This is a genomic window from Williamsia sp., from assembly GCF_036566845.1.
In the GTDB taxonomy this organism is placed as follows: domain Bacteria; phylum Actinomycetota; class Actinomycetes; order Mycobacteriales; family Mycobacteriaceae; genus Williamsia.
Window position 1 is genome coordinate 1 of the sequence record NZ_DATCVM010000276.1, and the last position, 4001, is coordinate 4001.

General features: G+C 63.5%; 4 protein-coding genes and 1 pseudogene. 4 read left to right on the plus strand and 1 reads right to left on the minus strand.

Going from position 1 to position 4001, the window contains the following annotated elements:
* Positions 1-248, plus strand: a pseudogene (locus tag VIQ49_RS27140) (DDE-type integrase/transposase/recombinase); the annotation flags it as partial.
* Positions 249-360: 112 nt separating this feature from the next.
* Here the strand turns inward: VIQ49_RS27140 and VIQ49_RS27145 are convergent.
* Positions 361-933 (minus strand): TetR/AcrR family transcriptional regulator, encoded by a 573-nt coding sequence (locus VIQ49_RS27145; RefSeq protein ID WP_331889984.1) that lies wholly within the window; start codon positions 931-933, stop codon positions 361-363.
* Between the two features lie 127 nt (positions 934-1060).
* On the opposite strand from VIQ49_RS27145, the gene VIQ49_RS27150 reads away from it, so the two are divergent.
* The 3 genes from VIQ49_RS27150 to VIQ49_RS27160 form a co-directional block, all read left to right on the plus strand.
* A complete protein-coding gene (locus tag VIQ49_RS27150; protein ID WP_331889986.1) occupies positions 1061-2308 on the plus strand; it encodes an NADH:flavin oxidoreductase/NADH oxidase family protein in 1248 nt (415 codons plus the stop codon).
* A complete protein-coding gene (locus tag VIQ49_RS27155) occupies positions 2305-3144 on the plus strand; it encodes an SDR family NAD(P)-dependent oxidoreductase (RefSeq protein WP_331889988.1) in 840 nt (279 codons plus the stop codon). The genes VIQ49_RS27150 and VIQ49_RS27155 overlap by 4 nt, the downstream gene beginning before the upstream one ends.
* A gap of 53 nt (positions 3145-3197) precedes the next feature.
* On the plus strand, positions 3198-4001 hold an 804-nt coding region (locus tag VIQ49_RS27160; protein ID WP_331889990.1), incomplete at its 3' end, for an alpha/beta hydrolase.

The following is a 4001-nucleotide window of genomic DNA, read 5'->3' on the forward strand; positions in this document are numbered from 1 at the left end:
GAACACCGGCGCTCGAAGTATCTCAACAACCGGGCCGAGAACTCGCATCAACCGACCAGGCAGCGCGAACGCGCCATGAAGTTTTTCCGCTCACCGGGTGCAGCGCAACGGTTCCTGGCGGGTTCAGCGCGATCTCGCCGCACTTCCGGCCCGGCCGACACAAGCTCACCGCGAGCGATTACCGTTCCGAAATGACCGAACGATTCGCCACCTGGAACGACGTGACCGGCATACCGGACGCCGCCTGAACTGCTTTCCCACCAATAGAATCCGCCCAAGAGTGGACAAATTATGTTGATTCCCAGTCATGTTCAGTTAAGTTGACAGAGCCCCGTGCGGTCCCTCGCAGACCTCAACCGGTCAGACGAGAAAATGCCTCGTATTCGCCAGCCCGGCGGCTAGCACCCTGTCGGACGCGGTGGGATCGGAGATCGCCCGCGCCAGCTGGAGCGTCGCCACCAGGACGGTGATGAGCCCAATCGCTCTGGTTCTGGCCTCGGCGGCATCCGCGACGTGAATACGAGCAGCCAGAACATCGAAAATATTGACGACGCCGGAGGCGTACGCCTCGCGCACAACGGGTTTCGATCGTCCGACATCCCCGAGCAACGCCGCCGACGGGCATCCCTCTTCCGGATGGTCACGGTGGCGGGGTGACAGATAGTCGGCGATGAACTCCTCGAGTGACGCCCGATCGTCGGGCAGGGCCTCGATGGTGTCGTGCTGAAACTGCAATTGGTCGGCGACTGTCGCGGCGACGAGTTCGTCCTTCGAGCCAAAGTGGGCGTAGAAGGCGCCGTTCGTCAGCCCGGCGTCCTTCATCAAGGTGCTCACGCCCGATCCGTCGATTCCGTCACTCTTGAGCCGGCGCCCGGCGTGCTCGATGATGCGCGTCCGCGTCTGCTCCTTTTGGTTGCTGCTGTAACGGGTCATCGGTGGTCCTTCGTCATGATCTGGTCGAGGCTCTTGCCTATCAGCACTGTATCCCATAGTCTTACGATCGACATATTACGACCGTCATTCAATACGTCGTCGACGACACGTACACGAAAGGACCTCGATGTCCGCACTTCGAGACCCGTTGCCGCTGCCCTGTGGCCTGGTGCTACCCAACCGCATCGTGAAAGCGTCGATGAGCGAGGCGCTGGGTGGTGCAACGAACGCTCCGAACGTGCGTATCGAACGTCTGTACCGAACGTGGGCAAGCGGTGGCTACGGGCTCCTCGTCACCGGCAACGTCATGGTCGATCGCGCACAACTCGGCGAGGTCGGCAACGTCGTGATCGAAGACGAGCGAGACCTCCCGGCCCTGGCATCCTGGGCCAAAGCAACCAAGGATGCTGGGGTCCCGATCTTCGTGCAGCTCAATCATCCGGGTAGGCAGGCGAATCCACTGTCGATCGGACACACGCCGGTTGCTCCCAGCGCAGTTCCCCTGAATGTTCCCGGCGCCTCGACGCCGCGTGCTCTGACGTCGGTCGAAGTGGAGGGCATCGTCGAGAGGTTCGCCGTGGCTGCACTGGTGTGCGAGACCGCGGGGTTCGACGGTGTGCAGATTCAAGCAGCTCACGGTTACCTGGTCACCCAGTTCCTCTCACCCATGACGAATCAGCGCACCGACGAATGGGGTGGTGACCCGAGCCGGCGACGACGATTTCTCATCGAGATCGTCCGCGCCATCCGCGCTCGGGTGTCGCCCGGCTTCGCGGTATCGGTGAAACTCAATTCGGCAGACTTCCAGCGCGGCGGCTTCACCGAGGCCGAGTCTCGCGATGTGGTGGAGGCACTCGCCGCCGAGGGTATCGATCTCATCGAAATCAGCGGTGGCACCTACGAATCCCCGGCGATGAGCGGGTTCTCGGCGGCAAGCACCCGCGCTCGAGAGGCCTACTTCCTTGAGTACGCCCGCACGGTTCGCGCCGTCGCCGGCGACGTGCCGCTCGTGGTCACCGGTGGATTTCGGACCGAAGCGGGCATGTCCGAGGCGATCGAGAGCGGTGACTGCGACGCGGTAGGCATTGCGCGTCCCACTGTCCTCGATGCCGGTGCTGCGCGTTCCGTCCTGACCGGGCGGACCCGCGCACTCGCCACCCGAGACATCAGGCTTCCGCTCCGCGACGCGCTGGGGAAACTGACCGATCCGTCCGCCATCGAGAGTGTTCTCACCATCGGGTGGCACACGGACCAGTTGCACCGTATGGGGGACGGCCTGGCGCCCGATCCAGACAGAGGGCGAGTGCGCACCATGGCGGCGATGGTGCGTCGTAACGGCCGTATCACTCTGAACCCGAGACGCGGCACACGATGAGCCGGACGAAGTACGACCTGACGGGAAAGGTCGTCGTCATCACCGGCGGATCCAGCGGTATCGGTGCCGCAACGACAGCCGAGATGATCCGGCGCGGCGCCAAGGTCGCTGTCCTCGACATCGATCCGACCACACCCGAGACCGTGTCGTCGCGGCATCCGTTCTCCGCGGTCGGTCTCGTCGCGAACGTGACCGACCGCGCCGACCTGGACAAGGCGATGGGTGAGGCGGTCGACCGTCTCGGCCGGATCGACGCCGTCATGGCCAATGCAGGCGTGTTGGCACGGACGAGCACGTTGCGCAACACACCACCCGAGGCGATCGACACGTTGTTCGCAGTCAACGTCTTCGGAGTGATCAACACCGTCCGGGCGGCGCTGCCGCACGTGATCGACAGCCGCGGTCAGATCGTCCTGGTCAGTTCGGTATTCGCCTTCCTCAACGGGATGGGCACGATTCCGTACGCGATGAGCAAAGCGGCTATCGAGCAACTCGGTCGGGGGCTTTGGGTCGAACTCGCCATGCACGGCGTGAGCGTCACGACGGCCTACTTCTCTCTCATCGACACACCGATGATCCGGAACGGTCTCGACACCGATCGCGCCGCCGGTGACGTGATGAAGGTCCTTCCCCGTCCACTTCTCAAACGACTGCAGCCCGACGAAGCCGCACGTGCTGTCGTCGACGGGGTACAAGCTCGTGCACCCCGAGTCATGCGGCCGGGGCGATGGTTGCCCTTGTCCGCTGCTCGAGGTCTGATCAACCCGATACTCGATACCGCACTGACGAAGAATGCCGGCCTTCGCGCACTCCTGACTGAGCTCGACAACCGCTGATCATCCACACTCACAACACTATTGATCTCAAGGGATCGAAAAGAGGAACTATCATGTCCACAACCGACGAGAAGCCCGACACGCAAACCGCCTGGCGGGACGCACCGACGAAATTCGTCAGCGTGGACGGAGTGCCCTTCGCGTACCGCGAACTGGGCCCGACCGGTGGCGTGCCGGTGGTGTTCCTGCATCACTTCACCGCTGTCCTCGACGATTGGGACCCCCGCGTCATCGACGGTGTCGCGAAGGGTCATCACGTGATCGCATTCGACAACCGGGGCGTCGGAGCCACCGGTGGATCGGTACCGACCAATCTCGAGCAGATGGGTGCAGATGCGATCTCCTTCATTCGCGCTCTCGGCCTCGACAAAGTCGACCTCGTAGGCTTTTCGCTCGGTGGCGGGGTTGCGCAAATGGTCGCCTTGCAGGCCCCCGAACTCGTTCGTCGACTGGTGCTCACCGGCACCGGACCGCGCGGCGGCGGCGGAATCGACAAGATGGCGCGCATCGTTGGGCTCGCGTACGTCAAGGCTGCACTCGCGCGCAAGGACCCCCGGCACTTCCTGTTCTTCCCTCGCACCGACGAGGGGAAGCTGGCGGCGAACGACTACTTCGGGCGCCTCGCCGAGCGTACGGACAATCGGGACAAGCCGATCTCCGTCCGGGCAGGTATCGCGCAGCTGCGGGCCATCGTGGGCGGCGGAAAGACGACACCCGACGACTTGTCCGTGATCACTCACCCAGCTTTCGTCGCCAACGGCGACAACGACATCATGGTCGCCAGCAAGCACTCGGTCGAACTCGCGGAGCGACTTCCGAACTCGCAGGTCACGATCTACCCTGATTCCGGGCACGGT

Bases quoted from the DNA above. Each gene is read 5' to 3' on its own strand.
- VIQ49_RS27155 (WP_331889988.1), top strand. From the start codon at position 2,305: ATGAGCCGGACGAAGTACGACCTGACGGGAAAGGTCGTCGTCATCACC.
- VIQ49_RS27145 (WP_331889984.1), bottom strand. From the start codon at position 933: ATGACCCGTTACAGCAGCAACCAAAAGGAGCAGACGCGGACGCGCATC.
- VIQ49_RS27150 (WP_331889986.1), top strand. From the start codon at position 1,061: ATGTCCGCACTTCGAGACCCGTTGCCGCTGCCCTGTGGCCTGGTGCTA.